Annotated in this window: 17 protein-coding genes and 2 pseudogenes; 8 read left to right on the top strand and 11 right to left on the bottom strand. The window is 67.8% G+C overall.

What is annotated here, in order from left to right; translation table 11 throughout:
- Nucleotides 1-141 precede the first annotated feature (141 nt).
- Nucleotides 142-540 carry a glycerophosphodiester phosphodiesterase family protein gene (locus FLX08_RS38500; protein ID WP_142625190.1) on the top strand — a complete coding sequence of 133 codons (399 nt, stop codon included), beginning with the start codon at nucleotides 142-144 and terminating at the stop codon, nucleotides 538-540.
- Nucleotides 541-604: 64 nt separating this feature from the next.
- Here the strand turns inward: FLX08_RS38500 and FLX08_RS38495 are convergent, their stop codons facing one another.
- Complete coding sequence (locus FLX08_RS38495) at nucleotides 605-1,168, bottom strand: ArsR/SmtB family transcription factor (RefSeq protein WP_142625189.1); 564 nt, start codon at nucleotides 1,166-1,168, stop codon at nucleotides 605-607.
- A 65-nt stretch (nucleotides 1,169-1,233) separates the two neighbouring features.
- On the opposite strand from FLX08_RS38495, the gene FLX08_RS38490 reads away from it, so the two are divergent.
- On the top strand, nucleotides 1,234-1,803 hold the full coding sequence (locus tag FLX08_RS38490) for a dienelactone hydrolase family protein (RefSeq protein WP_142625188.1): 570 nt from the start codon (nucleotides 1,234-1,236) through the stop codon (nucleotides 1,801-1,803).
- 788 nt (nucleotides 1,804-2,591) lie between these two features.
- On the opposite strand, the gene FLX08_RS38485 is transcribed toward FLX08_RS38490, so the two are convergent.
- Nucleotides 2,592-3,455: an MBL fold metallo-hydrolase gene (locus FLX08_RS38485; protein WP_244313203.1), complete on the bottom strand. Its 864-nt coding sequence runs from the start codon at nucleotides 3,453-3,455 to the stop codon at nucleotides 2,592-2,594.
- A 155-nt stretch (nucleotides 3,456-3,610) separates the two neighbouring features.
- On the opposite strand from FLX08_RS38485, the gene FLX08_RS38480 reads away from it, so the two are divergent.
- Entirely contained in the window at nucleotides 3,611-4,018 is a 408-nt protein-coding gene (locus FLX08_RS38480) for a winged helix-turn-helix transcriptional regulator (RefSeq protein ID WP_167530746.1), read from the top strand.
- 886 nt (nucleotides 4,019-4,904) lie between these two features.
- On the opposite strand, the gene FLX08_RS38475 is transcribed toward FLX08_RS38480, so the two are convergent.
- Together FLX08_RS38475 and FLX08_RS38470 are read right to left on the bottom strand one after the other, a co-directional pair.
- Nucleotides 4,905-5,891 carry an NADPH:quinone reductase gene (locus tag FLX08_RS38475; protein WP_142625187.1) on the bottom strand — a complete coding sequence of 329 codons (987 nt, stop codon included), beginning with the start codon at nucleotides 5,889-5,891 and terminating at the stop codon, nucleotides 4,905-4,907.
- 46 nt (nucleotides 5,892-5,937) lie between these two features.
- Nucleotides 5,938-6,870 (bottom strand): enoyl-CoA hydratase/isomerase family protein, encoded by a 933-nt coding sequence (locus FLX08_RS38470; protein ID WP_208761944.1) that lies wholly within the window; start codon nucleotides 6,868-6,870, stop codon nucleotides 5,938-5,940.
- Nucleotides 6,871-6,881: 11 nt separating this feature from the next.
- On the opposite strand from FLX08_RS38470, the gene FLX08_RS38465 reads away from it, so the two are divergent.
- Nucleotides 6,882-7,292: a winged helix-turn-helix transcriptional regulator gene (locus tag FLX08_RS38465; protein ID WP_142625186.1), complete on the top strand. Its 411-nt coding sequence runs from the start codon at nucleotides 6,882-6,884 to the stop codon at nucleotides 7,290-7,292.
- Here FLX08_RS38465 and FLX08_RS43560 read toward each other — a convergent pair.
- Nucleotides 7,263-7,361: pseudogene (locus FLX08_RS43560) on the bottom strand (integrase core domain-containing protein); the annotation flags it as partial. The gene FLX08_RS38465 and the pseudogene FLX08_RS43560 overlap by 30 nt on opposite strands.
- A 2-nt stretch (nucleotides 7,362-7,363) precedes the next feature.
- Here FLX08_RS43560 and FLX08_RS43170 point away from each other — a divergent pair.
- The 3 genes and pseudogenes from FLX08_RS43170 to FLX08_RS38440 form a co-directional block, all read left to right on the top strand.
- Nucleotides 7,364-7,752, top strand: a pseudogene (locus tag FLX08_RS43170) (transposase); the annotation flags it as partial.
- A gap of 741 nt (nucleotides 7,753-8,493) precedes the next feature.
- Nucleotides 8,494-9,207: a hypothetical protein gene (locus tag FLX08_RS38445; protein ID WP_142625185.1), complete on the top strand. Its 714-nt coding sequence runs from the start codon at nucleotides 8,494-8,496 to the stop codon at nucleotides 9,205-9,207.
- A 6-nt stretch (nucleotides 9,208-9,213) separates the two neighbouring features.
- Nucleotides 9,214-9,462: a DUF2637 domain-containing protein gene (locus tag FLX08_RS38440; protein WP_244313201.1), complete on the top strand. Its 249-nt coding sequence runs from the start codon at nucleotides 9,214-9,216 to the stop codon at nucleotides 9,460-9,462.
- Here the strand turns inward: FLX08_RS38440 and FLX08_RS38435 are convergent.
- From FLX08_RS38435 to FLX08_RS38410, 6 genes are all read right to left on the bottom strand, one after another.
- Nucleotides 9,420-10,601, bottom strand: coding sequence for a glycoside hydrolase family 26 protein (locus FLX08_RS38435; protein WP_142625184.1), 1,182 nt, complete (start codon nucleotides 10,599-10,601; stop codon nucleotides 9,420-9,422). The genes FLX08_RS38440 and FLX08_RS38435 overlap by 43 nt on opposite strands.
- A gap of 100 nt (nucleotides 10,602-10,701) precedes the next feature.
- Nucleotides 10,702-11,160: a S26 family signal peptidase gene (locus FLX08_RS38430; protein ID WP_208761943.1), complete on the bottom strand. Its 459-nt coding sequence runs from the start codon at nucleotides 11,158-11,160 to the stop codon at nucleotides 10,702-10,704.
- Nucleotides 11,157-12,977 (bottom strand): ABC transporter ATP-binding protein, encoded by a 1,821-nt coding sequence (locus FLX08_RS38425; protein ID WP_244313200.1) that lies wholly within the window; start codon nucleotides 12,975-12,977, stop codon nucleotides 11,157-11,159. Before FLX08_RS38425 ends, FLX08_RS38430 begins: the two co-directional genes overlap by 4 nt.
- Before the next feature lie 13 nt (nucleotides 12,978-12,990).
- Nucleotides 12,991-13,566, bottom strand: a complete 576-nt coding sequence (locus tag FLX08_RS38420) for a TlpA family protein disulfide reductase (RefSeq protein ID WP_167530745.1) — start codon at nucleotides 13,564-13,566, stop codon at nucleotides 12,991-12,993.
- A gap of 19 nt (nucleotides 13,567-13,585) precedes the next feature.
- Nucleotides 13,586-14,107: a MauE/DoxX family redox-associated membrane protein gene (locus FLX08_RS38415; RefSeq protein ID WP_142625182.1), complete on the bottom strand. Its 522-nt coding sequence runs from the start codon at nucleotides 14,105-14,107 to the stop codon at nucleotides 13,586-13,588.
- Nucleotides 14,108-14,305 carry a hypothetical protein gene (locus tag FLX08_RS38410; protein WP_142625181.1) on the bottom strand — a complete coding sequence of 66 codons (198 nt, stop codon included), beginning with the start codon at nucleotides 14,303-14,305 and terminating at the stop codon, nucleotides 14,108-14,110. It lies immediately after the preceding gene.
- 14 nt (nucleotides 14,306-14,319) lie between these two features.
- Between FLX08_RS38410 and FLX08_RS38405 the strand changes: the two genes are divergently transcribed.
- The gene (locus FLX08_RS38405) at nucleotides 14,320-17,010 is read left to right on the top strand and encodes an ATP-binding protein (protein ID WP_142625180.1); all 2,691 of its coding nucleotides are present in this window, start codon (nucleotides 14,320-14,322) and stop codon (nucleotides 17,008-17,010) included.
- Nucleotides 17,011-17,115 lie beyond the last annotated feature (105 nt).

Below are 17,115 nucleotides of genomic sequence, written 5' to 3'. Positions count from 1 at the left end.
CTTATGACGCTCATACAACCTTCGTCCTGATTGCAACTGCTGTATCCCCTTCTGTCGCGCTGATTCTTAATCTTTGTGCCCGATCGGGCCCGTCGTGCCCGGCCGTACCCTCAGCAGCACTACTCGCAGGGGGGATGACACATGGGTGCATTGCGCAGGGCCGCGACCGTCGCTGTGCTCGGCGGTGTGATGGCCGCATTGCCAGGGATCGCCTCGGCCGACGCCGCCCACGGCAAGCCGGCTCACAACAACGGACACGGCAATCCGGTCCGCGGCAACGGTCACGGGAAGCGCGTGCTCGACCTCCAGGCGCATCGGGGCGGCGCCGCGCCGATGTCGGAGAACACGATTCCGGCCTTCGTCAATGCGCTCGAACTCGGCGTGAGCACCCTGGAACTCGACATCGCGATCACCCAGGACGGCAAGGCGGTCGTCTCGCACGCACTTGATGATGTACCCCGATGTCCGGCTATCCGAGGACGTCGAGCTCGACGCGGTGGGTGGCCTGACTTGGTCGGCGGGCGGCTCGATCGTCAGTGACGGCGGCAGCAGCCGGCTTGACCAGGTGCAAGATCAGGCCGTCCGCGATTCTCGAGTAGGTGCATCACTGCGCCGTCGGCAGGGTCGGGTGGTCGGTGGGATAGATGCCGATCGCGAATCCGTACATGGTTTCGCCTGACCTCGGCATCCGGTCGAACTCATCGACCAGTTCCGCCATCTGCTCCCAAAACTGGGAGGCCTGATCCTGCGAGATGCGCGCATGCCGGATGAAGCCCCAGAGCTTTCCCTGCTCGAACGCCTTCGCGGACTCGCGTGCAGCCACCTCGAAGTCGTTGAAGTCGCGCGGCATCTGTTCGCCAGCGGGGGATGACTCCGCTGCCACGTGGAACATGCGCGCGGTGCGCCCGTAGAAGCGCTCCTCGATCGCCCGCACCTTCCGCGTGCGCACCACCTGGAGCAGGCCGTTCCGTGTAAGCACGTCCACGTGGTGCGCGACCGTGCTCTTGGGGCGCTCGACTGCCTCCGCTAACTCGGTCACGGTCGCGGCCCGCTCGTGGAGGAGCTGCAGGATCATCGTGCGGAGTGGGTGGCCGATGGCCTTCACCTGGTCCGGTCTGGTCAGCGCCATCCGATCGGCTAGCTCGTAGTCCGGGCGGTTGTCTGCCATGGCGCAACAGACTAGCATCGCGGAACGTTCCGGAAATTTCGATCGTTCGCAAGGAATTCAACGCCGTGACCGACGTGCTGCTTTACCACCACATCCAAGGCCTGACCGACGGGGTCCGGAGCTTCGCCGACTGCCTGCGACAGGCCGGGCATACCGTGCACACGCCGGACCTGTTCGACGGCCGCACGTTCGGCAGCATCGAGGAGGGGTTCGGATTCGCTCGAGAATTGGGGCTCAACGCGATCCGGGAACGCGGCGCCGCCGTGGCCGACGAACTCGGCCCCGGGCTTGTCTACGCCGGATTCTCCTTCGGCGTGACGATCGCCCAGCGGCTCGCGCAGACCCGGCCCGGTGCCCGCGGGGCACTCCTCATGGACTCCTGCCTCCCGGTCGCGGAATTCGGAGAGACGTGGCCCGAGGGCGTGCCGGTGCAGATCCACGGCAAGGAGGGCGACGAGTTCTTCGACGAGGACCTGCCGGCCGCACGCGAGCTCGCCTCCTCCACGGCTGCCGCCGAACTGTTCGTCTATGCCGGCGACCAGCACCTCTTCGCCGACTCCTCGCTCGACGCGTACGATCCTGAGGCGTCCGCGCTGCTCATGGCGCGGGTGCGGGCATTTCTCGCCTCCGTCTGACCATCGCGGCCCACCTGATATGGAGTGAGGATCCGCACCATCGCCGCGAAGGATTCGTAGGCCGCCCCCGGCAACCACCCGGACCGGAACGGCGAGTGGCGGGCCGCTGCCGACGCCGAGCACGCGAAGCGGCAACGCCTGGCCGAGCAGGTTTGAGCAGTTGCGGGCCGAGCGGGACGCGCTGCGTCGTGGCGCACGTCGCCGGCGAGCACATCCACCGCGCAGAACTGCTGCAGGACGCTGAGGTCGGCGACCTCGCCATGTTGCGAGCCGGCAGGCCGGACGAACTGATGCCGGAACTGGTGTTGGCGGCCACGGGCCATGACCCGTCGTACCTCGAGTCGTTCATGGAATACGCCCCGCGCCTCGGGATCGGCGCCGCCCTGCTCAGGGACCGGCTCGCGGAGAACGGATGCGAGGTCGGGACGGAGACCAAGGTGGCCCGCTACCGAGCCGCGACCGAAGCCGGAGGCGACCCGGAAGAAATCGGCAAGTGGATCGCCGAGGCCGAGGCCGAGCGGGTCAGGGCCGAGGCGGAACTCCCCACGACCACGAGGAGCGCCCGCATGTCCCGGGAGGAGATCGCCACCCTTGTCGCCGAGATCGGCGACAAGGCCAGAGCCATCACAGAGGTGATGGTCGGCAGCCTGGCCAGCTTGGGGGCCAACATCGCCGTAGCCGAGCCTGATCGGGCGCATCATCAGGCTGACATGTTCGAAGAGGGCCGGGTCCTGTTGTGGTGGTGGTTCGAAACGCCCCCTTGGGCGCTGTTACCGGCCCGCGGATCTTTAGAACGAGGCGGGCCGGAGAAGGGCAGGGGAATCGGCCAGCAGCTGGAATCGGTTGTCCCGCTGCTGGACGCGTCCGCTGGTGGGATGCGTGAAGTGGGTGCCCAGCAGCAGGTCATCAGTACCGGCCAGCTCGGTGAGCAGGTGGTGGCGGGTGGTTCGTGCCTCGGCGGGATCGACGTCGCCGACGCTACCCATGTCGGGGTACGCCAGTTGCACGGGATGATGCAGGCTGTCGCCGCTGATCAGCGCATTGCGGCCGGTGCCTGTCAGCTTGACCGACAGGTGGCCGGGCGTGTGGCCGCGTGTCGGTACGAGGCGGACGCCGTCGGCCACCTCAAGGCCTGAGGCGGGAATGTCGAGCAGGTCGTACAGGCCGGTGTCACGAATAGGTCGCAGGGAATCCCGGTGCACCTGGGCGACCTCCTCGTCGCTTTCGGCGGCGGCGGTCCAGTAGTCCCATTCCCTGCGGTCGGTGAGGTAGCGGGCGTTCGGGAAGGTCGGTGTCCAGCGGCTGTCGACCAGGTGAGTGTTCCAGCCGACGTGGTCGACGTGCATGTGCGTGGTGATCACCAGGTCGACGGTGTCCGGGGCGAAGCCCGCGGCGGTTAGCCGGCGCAGCAGCGGGGTCTGCAGGTTGTCGGCGTCGGGTATCTGCCGGGGCTTGTCGTTGCCGATGCCGGTGTCGACCAGGATGCGCTTGCCGTTCGCCTCGATCGCGAAGATGTGTACGTGCATCGCGAAGGCTGTGCCGTCGGTGAAGTCGGGTTGCAGCCAGGGGTGGTGCAAGTGTTCCGGTGTGGCATCGGGCAGCAGCCATTGACTGGTTGCCGGTGACATGTCGATTTCGTCGACTCGGCGCACAACGATGCCTCCGAGGTCCCAGCCCAGGAAGGCCGGGGATATACGACTTGTGACCACTTTGAATCCATTCGTCTTGTTTGATCGCTGGTTCCGTGGTCGACTCTAGGACTGTCGGTCACCTTTCGTAAGTACGTACCTTTTTGTAAGCTGATGGCATGGCGGTGAGTGAGCAGTTCAAGGATGGCTTCGCCCAGCTTCCGGCAGGGTCTTTCGACAAGGACTGCCCGACGCGGCCGGTGATGGCCCAGGTGACCGGCCGGTGGGGTGCGTTGATCATCGCTGCGCTGGTTCCTGGACCGATGCGCTTCTCCGGCCTTCACCGGCACATCGGCGGCATCAGCCAGAAGATGCTGTCGCAGTACCTCAAGTCGGTGGTGCGGTACGGGCTGGTCGAACGCCTAGTGGAGCCGACCGTCCCGCCGCAGGTCACCTACAGCCTGACGCCACTCGGGCAGAGCCTGGCGCAGCAGCTGTGCGCGCTGCTGAGCTGGTTCAGCGCCAACACCCCGGCGCTGGAGGCCGCCCAGCAGCGCTACGACGCCGCCGATTCTCCGGCACGGTAACGGGTCGAGGGACTGCTTGCCGGTGCACCATCGGCCTCCCTGCCGCGGTCCGACCTGACTTGTGAAACATGCCCAAGCCACGTTGAAGATCCGTTGCCCGCTGAAGTCATGCTCATGTCGGTTCCGCCCCAGGGGATTGTCCTGGAAGATCCTCTGCCGGCGAAGCAACGGACCGCCACGCCGGTTGGAACCCGACCCGGCGACCGCTCCCATCGTGGGCCGGATCTTCTGGGAGTTCCTCCACGGTCAGGGGCTCTATTGGCCCGCTACCGGACGACTCTGGACGCGGGTGGAGCCGAGACCCGAGCCGAGCGGCTGAAGGCAGAGGGCCGGCTACGGGCCATCACCAGGAAGAGGGAGATCAGTGAAAAGGAAATCGCAGAGATGATCCCTCGCTTGGCCGAGATGGCCAAGGTCATCAAGAAGGCGGACCGGCCGACCTGAACGACCTCTATACGCAGATGGGCCTGCACCTCGTCTACGACCCTCTGGAGAGAGCGGTCGCAGTTGAGGCCAGGCCCAACATGTACCGGAGTGCGTGTCCGAGGGGGGTCTGGAACCACATCACTATTCATCTTGGTGATCGCGTTCCTGGTCGGGGCCGATGGCCCGACGCCTGGCTGGCGAGACCGCCCCGCTGACGGCCGCGGAACGCCGGCAGATGACCGCCCCCGAGCGCGTGGAGGCCGTCAACGCCGCCCGCAACACCCTGATCCAGGCCGCAACCGGCCTGGTCGTCATCGGCGGCGTGGTCTTCACCGTTCAAGGCCTGCGGTACACCGCCGAGTCCCTGGAGACCTCCCGCCAGGCCCAGCTGACCGCGGAGCAGGGATCTCGCCCTCCTGCGCGGGGCGGACCTGGGTCGGACCTGAACGGCGCGGGCCTGTCAGCGGAGGTCCAGTACGACCTTGCCGGTGACACCGCTTTCCACTGCTTCGTGTGCGGCCGCTACGTTGTTGAGTTCGAAGGAGTGCACGGGGAGAGGCGAGAGCAGGTTTTGCTCCAGCGCCGAATTGATGTCGGTGGCTGCGCGCAGCAGCGCGTCCCGCGGTTCGGTAAGGAACAACGCGAACCTCAGCACGAGGTTCGGCCACATCAGCCGGAACACCGGCAGTGTCGGATCCACCGGCTGCGCCGCATAGGTGACGATCGTCGCCCCTGGGGCGGCGACGGCCAGGTCCAGTTCGAGGTTGTCGGTAAGTGCGACCTCGATGATCCGGTCGACGGGTCCGGCTCCGTCGAGGATCTGCCGCACGGCGTCGGCGTCGCGGTAGTTCACGACGAGGTCCGCACCGGCGGCGCGGGCGAGTGCCGCCTTCTCCGGTCCGCTGACGGTGGTCACGATCCGCGCGCCGGCGATCTTGCCGAGTTCGATCGCGTAGTGGCCGACGGCTCCCGCTCCGGCCGCGACGAGCACTGTGCTGTCTTCCGGTGAGCCGTCGGCGTGCAGGCACCAATGCGCGGTCATGGCCGGAATGCCCAGGCTGGCACCCAGTTCATCGGACGTCCCCTCCGGCAACCGGACCGCCTGTTCGGACGGCACCACGGTCCACTCGGCGGCGGTTCCCCACGGTGTGCCGGAGCCGGCCATCCAGATCCACACGCGTTCGCCGATCCGGCTCGTGTCGACGCCCGCGCCGACCGCATCGACCACGCCCGTGCCATCTTGGTGCGGGATGCGGCCGTGGTGCTCGCCGACAGGCCCGAAGTCCTCAGGGGATGAGTTCGTCCGCATCCACATGTCTCCGGGGTTGATCGCGGAGAGCGTGACGCGGACACGCACCTGGCCGGGACCGGGTTCTGGCTGTGCGATGTCGAGCACCTGCAGCACGGTTTTCGCAGGACCGTTGGTGGCGAAGAAAGCTGCCTTCATTGTTTCGTGTTCTCCGACGCATTTGATGTGGTAACCGAGCCTGGAGCTAGAGAGTGGCTGTGATGCGGCGCATGACCGACTCCAGGTCGCGCTCGCCTTCCGGTGTCTGCACGCCGTGTTCCAGGGCACGCGTCATGAGCTGCGGGGGCAGGGGCCCGCTCACGAGCTCGGCCCACGCGTCGTGCTCCGCCTTCAGACCGTCCGCCAGGTCCATCGGCGGGACCAGCCTCTTCGCTGCGGCGATGAGCTCCGGTGAGAGCGCGGCGATCTTCTTTGCCATCTGGTCGACGACGACGTCGAGTTCAGGCGCGGGCACCGCGCGGTTGATCCAGCCGTAGGCGGCGGCCGTATCGGCGTCCACCAGGTCGGCGGTGAGCAGCAGTTCGAGAGCGCGGTTCCGTCCGACCCGCTCGCGCAGGTACTGCGTTCCCCCGCCACCCGGAACGATGCCCATCAGCACCTCGGTCTGGCCGAGGCCCGCGGTCTCCCTCGCGGCGAAGGTCAGATCGGCCGCCGCGACGAACTCGGCGCCGCCAGCACGGGCCTTGCCGGCGAGCTTGACGATCGTGACCTGCGGCTGGTGACGGAGCAGTTCACCGACCCCCTGGAACAGGTTGGCATCCGGGTTCCGGTCGGCGATCTCCTGCAGGTTGTCCATCTCGTCAAGGATGTGGATGTCGACGTGAGCCAGGAAGAACTCTGGGTTGGCACTGGAGAACACGATGACGCGGACCGAGTGGTCCTCGCGCAACGCGCCGAGCACCTCGTGCAGTTCACGGATCAAGGTCCCGCTGAGGACGTTGACCGGAGGATTATCGAGCGTGATCCACGCCACTCTCCCGTCGATGTTGACGTCGAGCGTTGTGTACGTGTCCAGGTTCACGGGGTCCTCAAGGTTGTCGATAGGCCGGTAGGTTTGCAATGCATACCTACCCTGGTCCACGCGCCACGACTGATCAATAACGCACTTTCCGAGCACTAAGGATCCTCATGGACACCACCTCATCGCCCACGCCCGCCGAGGCTCCGCGCTTCAGCGCCGACTGCCCGAGCCGGCCGATCCTCGATCAGATCGCCGACAAGTGGTCCATGATGGCGATGGAGGTCCTGGAACAGCCGACGCGGTTCAACGAGATCAAGCGGCAACTGGACGGCGTGACGCAGCGAGTGCTCACCCAGACGCTGCGCCGCCTGGAACGCAACGGCCTGATCCGACGCCGGGTACTTGAGACATCGCCGATCGGCGTGGAGTACTCCCTCACGTCTCTGGGCAAGTCTTTCCGCGGGCCGTTCATCTGCCTGCTCAGGTGGACGATCGAGCACAGCGACGAGGTCATGGCCGCGCAAAGCGGGTACGATGAGCAGTCGTCACAGGTTGGCCGGGGTGGCCATGTCCAGTGACTGGTGCGGCCGCTGGTGGTTGTAGCCCGCGACCCGGCCGTCGGTGGCTTCCTGTGCTGCGGTGAGGGACCCGGCGCCTGGGACGGTCGCCGTCGACGATCTCCCGCGAGCTGCGGCGCAACGCCTCGACGCGGACGTATGACGTGGAATACCGGGCGACGGTCGCGCAATGGCATGCCGAGCGCCGGGTTCGGCGGCCGAAGACCGCCAAACTTGCGGCTAACCAGCAACTGCGCGAGTACGTGCAGGAGCGGCTGGCCGGACAGGGCGCGCCCGCACCCGGCGCAAGAACGGCGGCCACGTGACGCCTGAAGTTCTGATCAGCGAGCGGCCCGCCGAGGCCGACGACCGCGCGGTCCCGGGCCACTGGGAAGGTGATCTCATCATCGGCACCGGCAGGTCGGCGATCGGCACCCTGGTGGAACGTACGACCCGGTTCACCCTGCTGTTGCACCTGCCCCAGATGGAGGGCTACGGCCTTCAGGAGCGGGTGAAGAACGGTCCGGCACTGGCCGGCCGCGGCGCCGAGGCCGTGCGAGACGCGATCACCAAGGAGATCACCGGGTTGCACCCAGCTCATTGGCCCTCATCTCCTGTGGGGTTGGGGGGCGGAGTACGGCGATCCGCTGCGTCGTGCGCGCCTCTGGCGACGCCCTGCGAGGGGTAGACGGGAGGCCGGAACATGACCGGCGGGACCGGTGGGCGGGCAGGCGGTGAAGGACTGTTCTGGGTGCGGAGCCGGTACATCTGGGCCAGCCCGGCGGGGCCGTTGGCGTAGTAGGTCTCGCGCGGGTGGCCGTATACCGGCGTCGTCGGGGGAACCGGACCGGACGGCCGCGGCGGCGTCCGGTACTTGCCCTGGACGGCAGGAGCGGATGGAGCGTGCTTGACCGGGGCGGCCTCCCAATCCGCCGGGTTCACCGGGCGGCGGGCGGCCACGGGCGCGTGTTTGGCAGGGCCGGGCCCACCTCGGGCCGCGGAGGCGGCGGTTCCGGTCAGGGCAGTCGCGCCGGCAGCGGCAGCCGTACCAGCAGGACCGGCGGCGAGCGCCGGAAGCGCTCGGCTGGCCATCGTTCTCCCGGCCATCGCGTGGGCGGCGGCCACGTGCCCGGCGACCCGAGGCGTGCTGCTCCGGCGTCCACCCGGGCGGAGGTGCAGGGCGGCCAGGACGGGCGAGGTGAGCTTGTAGGCCAAGGCGTACTTGACCATCCGCCCGATCGTCGAGTGGCCGCCGACCCCGGCGAAGATCCGACGGGAGGTCCAGCCGGGGATGCGGATCAAGATGATCAGCTACTACCGCTGCCGATACCCGGCCGAGTACGCCCTGGCCAACGACGTCGATCACCCCAAGGTCGTCTACCTGCGCGAGGCCGACGTGCTCGATCACCTCGATGCCTGGCTGACACTGGCGTTCGCACCCAAGCGGCGTGAGCAGACGATTCAGGCACTCGCCGACCACTGCCAGGACGCCCCCGACAGCGTCAGCGAAGCGGCTCGAATGAAGATCGCCGAATGTGACCGCAAGCTCGCTCAGCACCGAGCGGCGCTCGAAGCGGGTGCCGACCCGGTGCTGGTCACCCAATGGATTGCCGAGACCCAGACACAGCGCGTCGCCGCACAGGCACAGCTGCGCCAGGCGAGTGGGCGGCGCCGCATGAGCAAGGAGGAGATCGATGCGGTGGTGACAGCGCTCGGGGACCTCGTGAAGGTCCTCCAAGAAGCCGATCCGGTCGACAAAGCCGACATCTACTCACAGATAGGGCTCAGATTGACGTACCGACCCCAGAAACGACTTGTGGAGGCTCAGGTGATCCCTGGCCTCCACATGTGCAAAAGGTTTGTGTCCGAGGGGGGAGACGAACCAACTGCACATCCCTTCGCTCTCACCACCCGCTTCCTGCTCGGTCAGAGGTGAGCGGTTGTGGAAACCGATCTCTCCCTGGCTGTGCGCCGCATCCGGCGTACGACGATCGCAGGTGTCGCGCTACTGGCGCTGATCGCGGCGGTCGTGTCGTTCAGGCACATGCACGAGCTCTGCCTCCGCTACGGTGAGGACCACCTCGCGGCGGTGCTCATCCCGCTCGCCGCCGACGGCCTGCGGCTGAGGTCCTACTTTCGGACCAGCTGTCAGGCCGAAGTCGTGACCTGGTCGACGGTGTTGCTCTTGTAGAGCATCGTTCCTCCTGCCTCGGCATCCCACCACTTGAGTCGGGCCCGGTACGACGTGTTCGGCTGCAGACCACCCCTCTTGCACGTGATCGTCTCGGGGTTGCCGTAGACGTACTGCCGTGGACCTTCCGAGAACTGGCCTCCGGTTGCGGTGGCCCACGATGCGCAGGAAACCCAGCCACTCTTTTGAGCGGGGTCGATCCGGGTCGTCCACTCGATCGAGGTTGAGGTCGGCGCCGCCGGCCCGGTGGACGTGGTCATAACCGGAGTGCCGGCGAACAGCCCGCCAGTCACCGCCCCGCGCCATGCCTGGATGCTCGCGTCGTCGCCGATCAGGGCGTACTGCGGCCACTCGTAGGAGTCGAAGTACGTGACGAAGCGCGCGTCAGCCGTGCTGCGCATCCACTTTGCGATGTCGTGAAGCATCGCCGGACGATTGACATGATCCCGCACTCCGAGTTCCGCGACGGCGTACGGCTTGTTCTGCGATCGGGCGACCTCAAGCCCCTGACGGCTCGCGTTGTGAGCGGCCATCGTCTCGGAGTTCGCCTCATCGAAGCCATATACGTCCCACGCCATGACGTCGACGTACGCCGAGCCGGGATAGTAGTCCTGCCAGTGCCTGCCGCTGCGCTCGCTGAGCGTCCAGTCCATCAAGATCGTAGTGGCGAAGAGCCGTGGGTTCCCGGCTTCGCCGGCAAGGCCGTCGATACGCCTCCACGCCGCTTTGTAGTCCTCCGCGGTGAACCGCCCGTCGCCGATCTCGTCTTCGGGTTCGTGGTAGAAGCACCAGAAGACATCCCGGTCCCGCGGGGCACTCGCGAACCACGAACGCAGATATGCGTCGTACTTGCCCGCTGCCACGTCCTTGGGAGGGTACTTGAACGACACGACGGTCGTCCGGCCCGGCGTGTTGAGCTTTGCGTCAGTCCACGCCCCTGGGGCGCCGGGATAGAAGACGCGCAGAGCCGGGAGCCTGCCCTGCCGGGCATCGGCGGCCGCCAACGCCTCGCTGAACGTCTGCCCCGGCGGTTGATAGACGGAAGCCCCGAAGAGCGTAGGTGTCTTCGCACGTGCCGGCGCCTGCAGGCCGAACAGCACGGCAGCGACGGCGGCGAGCGCCGCGACGATTCGCCTCACAAGCGTTCCTTCCCTCCATGGCCGAGCCAATCCCGGCCTCCTTGCTCTATGTGATCTTCAGGCGACGCGGCCGTCTCGTGGTGGGGCAGGACGAGGGCGGCTAGATCTGGCTTCCAAGCGGGCGGAGCACCACGCCGAGCACCTGCTCGGCCCGCACCGTGCCGAACTGGCGGGAGTCCCAGCTGAAGTCGGCGTTGTCGCCAAGGACGACGAGCCGGCCTGGACCGACGACGCCGTCGGGCCGCCGAGCCCATTCGGGCAGGAACGCGGGTTCCGCATCGCCCGCCACGGCAACGACCCGCTTGATCACCAAGGGTGAGCCGAGGGTGTCGGCAGAACCGCCTGCTCTGCACGGCCCCGGCTCGGTGACCACCACAATGTCGCCCTTGCCTAGCGTCTCCGCAGGCACCCGTCGCACCAGCACCCGATCTCTATGCCGCAGGGTCGGTGCCATGCTGGGCCCGCTGACCGATACCACCACCAGGCGCCGCCGGAGCACCATGACAGCGATCGCGGCGGCGAGTGACAACCCTCCCATGCTGATCAGGACGGCGATCATACGAGTGCCTCCGGGTCCGAGGAGCGATAACCGGCCGCTTGCAGCGCGAAGAGCCGCGCATACTCGCCGTCACGCGCCAACAGGTCGACGTGGGTGCCGCACTCGACAACCCGCCCGCCGGACAGGACGACGATCACGTCGGCCTCCCGCACCACCCCCAGCCGGTGTGAGATGAGCACGCTGGTCAATCCGCTTCTGTGCGCGCGGAGCCGTGCGTGTACCTCATGCTCGGCCTCCGCGTCCAGAGCGGAGCTCGGTTCGTCAAGAACGAGGAGGTCTGGCTTGTCGAGCACGAGGCCGCGAGCGATCGACAGCCGCTGCCATTGCCCTCCGGAAAGAACCACCCCGGTCTCCGGGTCGGCTCGGTCGGCTTCCGAGAAGAAGATCCGGGTGAGCATCGTCTCGTAGCCCTGACGGAGCGTGGCGATGACGTCGTGCACACCGGCCTGCCGTGCCGCGCGCTCAATCCGGGGGAGATCCGACAGCGCAGTCGGGTCTCCGATCCCGATGTTCTCCCTCGCCGTCAGATCGTACGATGTCGCGTCCTGGAAGACGGCGCGGATCCGGCGCCTCAATTCCACTGGGTCGAGGTCGCGCAGGTCTGTGCCGTCCCAGAGGATCGCCCCGCGGGTCGGGTCGTAGAAGCGGCACAGGAGCTTGATCAACGTGGTCTTACCCGCACCGTTGAGCCCGACGACGGCGGTTGCGCATCCAGCCGGGAGCGTGAGGTTCACCCCGCGCAGCACCCAGGGCTGGTCGTCGGCGTAGCGGAACCACACGTCACGCAATTCGATGCCGCGTTGCAGCGGCGATGTCGGCAGCGGCTCCCGGCGGACCGGCAGGTCTGGGCCGGCGTCGACAACGGCCAGGTAGCGGCCGAAGAGCGCTAATGCCTGGTGCACCGTCACCGCTTCGGTGACCAGGCCGGCGAGAGCACCCTGGACGGAACCCACCGCGGCGACCACGAGTGCCACGTCGCCGACGGTCAGCGTTCCGACCACGGCCGAGCGGACCACCCACAGCAGCAGGGTGCCCGCCACGGTGGCTCCCAGCACAGCCAGCCCGCCCTGGACAGCCAGCTGGCGCCGGTCGATGCGGCGATGCGCGTCGTTGATCGTCCTTATCTCCGCCGCCATGCGACCCCAGAGGTACGGGCCGGCGCCGAACAGCCGTAGTTCCTTGGCGGTCTGCGGATTGGTCAGCAAGCTGGAGTAGAACAATTCTCTACGTTCGGCCTGGCCGATCTCGGTCACCATCGCCACTCGGCGCCTGCTCAGCGCGAGCTCGGCGAGCAAGGCCGGAACGGCGGCGAACACGACCGCGACGGCCACCCAGGGTTCGAGCATGAGCAGAGTACCTGCGAAGCCGCCCACCGTGACCAGCGCCTGAACAGCGCCGAGGCCTCCGTCCAGCACATCCCCAGGGCCGCCTGCACCGCTTGATCTGGCGATCTGCAGGCGGTCAAGGAACGCCGGATCCTCGAAGCGGCGAAGGCCCACGAAACGATCCACCGCGGCATAGAGACGCGAGTTGGCGAGAAGAAGCACTCGTCGGCGCGTCTCGGCCTGCAGGTAACGGACGGCGTGCGGTACAAGCGCGACGGCCACCCCGACGGCGACCAACGCGGCGGTCAGCCGGAGCACATCCAGCCACCGCACCGAGTCGGCCACGAGCCGGTCGATCACGAACTTGGTCAGCCACGCGGCCGTCGGCGGGGCGAGCCCGCTGAGGAGGGACAGCCCCAGGTAGGCCGTGGCCTGTGCGGGAGCGGCTTGTCGGGCAAGCGACAGCGCTCGCCTGGCGACATGTGGTGACATCAGTAGGGAATGGTCAGCCCGCAGCCGACAGGGCCGCGGCGTCATGATCGATGATGGCACCGAGCTGGTAGTGCGACGCGGCGACCAGGCCATTCGCTACCAGGATGAATGCGGGGAATCCGGTTACCCCGAACGCCTTCTGGACGGGCCCGTCGTCGGACTCCACCACCACCGTGGCCACGGGGTTGAGGCGCTCGACGGTCTTCGCGGCCTCCTCGCCGGTGCCCACGACGACGGCCAGCCGCGTGTCACGGCCTCCCGGCCGGCCGGTCGCGAACTCGACGAAGGCGGGCAGCTGCTCCTCGCACGGCGTACAGCCCGGGGAGAAGAAACCGACCAGCGGGCGAACGCCGAATGTGCCGAGGGTAACCGGCTCTCCATCAACCGTGACGGCCGTGAACTCGCCGATCGGCGAGCCGTCCGGGAGCGCGACTTCACCGAGCGGGAACGGACCTCCGTTCGGGGCGGTCCCGCCGCTGCGCAGGGTGGCCAGCTCCGCGGAGTGCTCACGCAACCGACGTATGACCCCGACACTGAGCAACAGGTTGAGGGCGCTCAGCATGCCGATGAGAACCATCGTCGCGACCACGTATGCCATCGGGTCTCCTTTAGGAAGTCGGAGAGGGTACGAAAAGCTCGACCAGGTCGTCCAGCAAGGTGACGATCACACCGCCCAGACCACCCGCGAGAAATGCGACAAGCCATCCCGACAGGGCCAGGGAACCAGCAGGTAGCACGAGGCCGGCCAGCGCGACGGCGACGAGCAGGAGATTACGCACCAGATGCCGACCGCTCAGCGGGGCAGGCGAAGCCCCGAAGCAGCGGCACGGCACCCCGCCACCGCGAGCGAGGACCACCGCCACCCCCGTGGTGAGCACGGCGAGCAGAGCGATCGCGGCGGCAAAGCCGGCCTGCCGGGTGAGCGGAACCGCCACCAGCACTGTGACGCAGCCCTCGGCGGCAGCGAGGGTGGTGGCGACGAATGCCGCCCGAGAGCGGCTGACCAGACGCATCGCGGCCAGGGATGCCGCGAAGGCGCGCAGGGCCCGCCCGCCGCGCAACTTGCTCACCCCAGAGGCGAGAAAGACCACTGCGAGCAGGCCCTGGCACCCTGAAACAACAAACGCCACTTAGCAGCCAGCGCCAACGTTCTTGCAGGGGCCGTTATACACCGAACCGTCGTCGTAGAGACACACCGTCCGCTTGTACAGGTAAATGCCGCGGCAGTAACAGGTGTTCTCCCGGCAGACGGTGGTGGCGCGTGCAGTCGTCTTGGGCGCGAGGGCGCCGACGAGACGGTCGGTGAAGCCGGTGATCCTTCGGGTCATCAGAGCCTCCTCCTGTGCAGCCGGCCGCCCGTCGCGAACCGGCTGCCTTCATCAAACCCGGCGGCCGGTCGGCGCACCATGACGCTCAGCCTGACGTTGAGCCGGAAGTTGATCACGACATAAGGTGTGGACGTTCACACGTGATCCAGGGAGGCGTCATCGTGGGGGACGCGTTTGGTGCACTGCTCCGGTCTCACCGGCTTCGTCTCCGCCTCACTCAGGAAGCGCTTGCTGAGCGTGCGGGTATCAGCTCCCGATCGGTTGCCGAACTGGAACGGGGTCGCGGCCGGAGTCCGCGGCCCCGTTCGTTGGAGCAACTGGCAACGGCGCTGGACCTGGACGGCCAGGAGCGGGAGGAGTTCATCGCCGTCGGCCACGCGCTGTTCTGGGCCAGCCGTACAGGCCGGCCAGACCGCAACCTGCAGGAAGAAGGCATTCCCGCCGCCAACCTGACGTGGAGGCAGCTGCCCGCAGACTTTCCGGACTTCGTCGGCCGCGACGAGGAGCTCGGGTTACTGGCTGCCATCCTCCACCCCGAGAACCACAACCCACGGCTGGCGGTGCTCTCCGGGCCACCAGGCGTCGGTAAGACAGCCCTGGCCGTACACGCCGGCCACCGGTTCTCATCGTGGTTCCCTGATGGGCATCTGTACGCGGCGCTACGCGGTGCCACCGCCGATCCCGCTGACCCCGCTGACGTACTCGCCCAATGGCTGCGGGCGCTCGGCGTGCAGGGATCGGCCTTGCCCGCTGGTATCGACGCGCGCGCCGCGCTGTTTCGGGACAGGCTGGCAGTACGGCAAGTGCTACTTGTCGTCGACGACGCAGGCGGGTACCGCCAAGTGGAGCAACTACTACCGGCCACGGGCGTCTCAGTAGTGGTCACCAGCCGATTGCCGCTGACCGGCCTTCCTGGCGTGACCTCTATCGACCTGCGGCCGCTGCCTGGCCCAACCGCTGTCAGGCTGCTGTGCCAGGTGGCCGGTGAGGATCGGGTGCGGGCCGAGCCCTCAGCAGCGGCCGAGCTGGTCTCGGCATGCGGCGGGCTGCCACTGGCCGTCCGGATCGCGGGAGCACGGCTGGCCGCGCGTCCGCACTGGACGGTTGAGGCCTTCAATGAGCGGCTGGCCGACGAACGTCGGCGACTTGACGAGCTGCGCCACGGCGACCTGGCCGTGCGTCCGGGGCTCCAGCTCGCCTATCACGGGCTTACCCCCACCGCCGCCCGAGCGTTCGCGCTGCTCGGTGAGCTGGGCGTGCCGTCCTTTCCGGAGTGGTCTGTGGCCGCCCTGCTGGGCGTCGACCCGGCCGCGGGAGCCGCTGTCCTCGAAGAGTTGCTCGACGCGCGGCTGCTGGAGGCGCTCGGCTCCGACCGGGCCGGCCAGCCGCGATATCGGTTCCACGACATTACCCGGATCTACGCGCGCGAGCGACGGGAAGCCGAGATCGACCAGGCCGAGTGGACGGCCGCGCTGTCCCGTGCCGCCACCGGCTGGCTGGCCCTGGCCCGGCAGGCTCAAGACCGCCTGGACTGCCTGCGCCTCTACCTCGACGACAGGGACCACACGGCGACCATCACCGATCAGCGGGCGTCCGCGGTCGCCGCCGACCAGCCTGTCGAGTGGTTCGAAGCCGAGCGGGAGACGCTGGCCGTGCTGGTGTCGGCCTGCGCCGAGGCAGGTCTGGCCGCGACGGCGCGCTGCCTGGCCGGCTGCAGCGCCGATTTCCACGAGCTGCGGGGATACTATGACGACTGGCAGCGGGCCATGAGCGTGGCGCAAGCCGCCTGCCGGCGGGCCAATGATCGGTCGGGTGAGGCGACGATGCTGCGCGGGCTCGGCAGCTGCCTGATTGAACTTGACGATTCGGACGCCGCCCTCTCAGCCCTGTACCCCGCACGGGCGCTGGCAGAAGAGATCGGCGATCTGGCCGGTGCTGCCTTGGCCGGCAGGGAAATCGGCTTCATGCTGAGCATTACCGGCCGTGTTCAGGAGGCAGAGGCTGAGCTGCGTGCGGCCGTCGAGGGGCTGGAACAGGCCAACCTGCCTCTCGCCAGGGCCCTTGCGCTCACGAGCCTCGGATTCCTGCTGCGAGAACGGGGTGAAACGGCCGGCGCCCTTGACGCCATCTATTCCGCACTGAGCATCGCCCGCTTGTGTGACGGACGCTCCACCGAAGCCTATGCCTTGCGAGTTCTCGCCGGCACTCTGCAGGTGTGCGATCGGCCTCAGGAGGCGGAGTGGGTGGCCCGCAAGGCCGCCACCCTCTTCGAGCAGATCGGTGACCTGATCGGCGCCGCGCAGAGCCTGCGGGCGCTGGGCGAGGCGCTGGCGCATGAACCACACCGGTTGGACGAGGCCGAAGAGGCGTTGACCGCTGCGGCCGCTCTGTTTCGTGACCAGGGATATCGCTGGGGACTGGCGCTCACGGAGCTGAGCCTCGGCGAGATCGAAGCCCGCCATGGTGACCCCCGAGCCACCGAGCGACTCCGCCAGTCCCTGGAGTACTGGACCGACGAGCAGGTCCCAGCCCTACAAGCGCGCACGCTCGTCGCCCTCGCAGCCGCCTGCGAGCAGCGGGGCGACCCCTCCGCGCGCGAGCTGCTCATGCAGGCGTACGAGCTCTACCAGGCGCTGAAAGCGCCCGCTGCGGCCGAGCTCGCGGTGCGGCTCGGGATACTCGAAGGCACCACGTCGCCGACATGAGCGGGCTTCCCAGCTTCATCGCCTTCGAGACGAAGCGCCGCGACAGCGTAGCGATGTTTCTCACCGTAAGGATTGGTGGTCACGGTGAGACCAGCGGTTGCGTGC

The organism is Microbispora hainanensis (assembly GCF_006874475.1).
In the GTDB taxonomy this organism is placed as follows: Bacteria; Actinomycetota; Actinomycetes; order Streptosporangiales; family Streptosporangiaceae; genus Microbispora; species Microbispora hainanensis.
This window is presented reverse-complemented; position numbering and strand designations above follow the sequence as displayed.

What these genes read in the sequence shown, in the direction of transcription:
- FLX08_RS38430 (WP_208761943.1), bottom strand. Translation starts at nt 11,160, where the DNA reads ATGATCGCCGTCCTGATCAGCATGGGAGGGTTGTCACTCGCCGCCGCG.
- FLX08_RS38465 (WP_142625186.1), top strand. Translation starts at nt 6,882, where the DNA reads ATGGACACCACCTCATCGCCCACGCCCGCCGAGGCTCCGCGCTTCAGC.
- FLX08_RS38425 (WP_244313200.1), bottom strand. Translation starts at nt 12,977, where the DNA reads ATGTCACCACATGTCGCCAGGCGAGCGCTGTCGCTTGCCCGACAAGCC.
- FLX08_RS38495 (WP_142625189.1), bottom strand. Translation starts at nt 1,168, where the DNA reads ATGGCAGACAACCGCCCGGACTACGAGCTAGCCGATCGGATGGCGCTG.
- FLX08_RS38410 (WP_142625181.1), bottom strand. Translation starts at nt 14,305, where the DNA reads ATGACCCGAAGGATCACCGGCTTCACCGACCGTCTCGTCGGCGCCCTC.
- FLX08_RS38480 (WP_167530746.1), top strand. Translation starts at nt 3,611, where the DNA reads ATGGCGGTGAGTGAGCAGTTCAAGGATGGCTTCGCCCAGCTTCCGGCA.
- FLX08_RS38475 (WP_142625187.1), bottom strand. Translation starts at nt 5,891, where the DNA reads ATGAAGGCAGCTTTCTTCGCCACCAACGGTCCTGCGAAAACCGTGCTG.
- FLX08_RS38500 (WP_142625190.1), top strand. Translation starts at nt 142, where the DNA reads ATGGGTGCATTGCGCAGGGCCGCGACCGTCGCTGTGCTCGGCGGTGTG.